1 protein-coding gene is annotated in these 1,005 nt (G+C 63.1%); it reads left to right on the top strand.

Annotation, left to right across the window (positions count from 1 at the left end; all coding sequences use genetic code 11):
• Positions 1–876: 876 nt before the first annotated feature.
• Positions 877–1,005 (top strand): porin (locus tag MKK82_RS16915; protein ID WP_243985609.1); only part of this gene is annotated, 129 nt, incomplete at its 3' end.

Here is a 1,005-nt window from a genome sequence, read left to right as displayed (position 1 = left end):
TGAAGAACGGCCGCGTCATCGACATCGACAAGGATCCGACCGCCTACTCGCGCGTCGCCGCGATCAACGCCGGTGGCCTCGTCCGCACCACGACCTCGGACGGCGTCTCCCAGATCCGCGTCCGCGTTCAGCGCGACTTCTGATCCAAATTCCCGGAGCCGGGATCGTCTCCCGGCTTCGGACCCTGTGCACCACGTCTTCCAAGGCCCGGCATTGCGCCGGGCCTTTTTCGTTGCGCGCCCCGGCCCGGTCGAGCTGAGCCCGCGCCTCGCATGCGGGGCCGCGCCGCTGTGATGCGGCACCCGGCAGGCGCCCCGTCGCCGGATCGATCGGGTCCCCTGCCGTCCCGCCCGGCCTCGTCCCTGCCGCGCCCGGCTGCGCGGGGCCGCCGCGCGTCACGGTCCTGGCCAGCCACGCCTTCCGTCCGGCTCCAAACGCCCAGGCCCCGCCCGCTGGCGTCGATTGCCCCGCGGGTGGAAGCCCCTCCGGCTCCCCGAGGTATTCCGCGGGGGATTTTCGACGACTTGAAATCATTCGCCGCGACGATCGAAATCGAGATCTAATTTGTACTATTGATCTGCTTAAATACTCCGAGATTGAAGCGCTTGTATTGCAAATGCACGCCAATACGCAAGATAAACAAGAGAGTTTTGTTGCATAAAGACAACGTGCGGCAACGCTCTTCAATGAAGAAAGAGCAGGACGTTGAGGAATCAGTCCTGAATGGACACGATGCGATCCGCGAGGCGGATGTCCGAAGGCAAACCTGTCCGGATTTCGACTCGGATCGAACAAAAAACGAATTTTTTGGCGGACTGACACTTCGGTCATGAAGATGATTGTCCGCGTTCGGGTCTCGTGAACTTGGAGATGTCAATGAAGCTCTTGAAGAGCTCACTGCTCGGGTCCGCCGCTGCCTTCGCGGCGGTCGGCGCCGCGCACGCCGCCGACCTGCCGGTCAAGAAGGCGGTTCCGATCGAGTACGTCCGCGTCTGCTCCACCTAC

The sequence above is a fragment of the Methylobacterium sp. E-046 genome (assembly GCF_022829625.1).
In the GTDB taxonomy this organism is placed as follows: Bacteria; Pseudomonadota; Alphaproteobacteria; order Rhizobiales; family Beijerinckiaceae; genus Methylobacterium; species Methylobacterium longum.
Note: the sequence above shows the minus strand (reverse complement) of the source record. Positions and strands in the feature narration are given on the sequence as shown.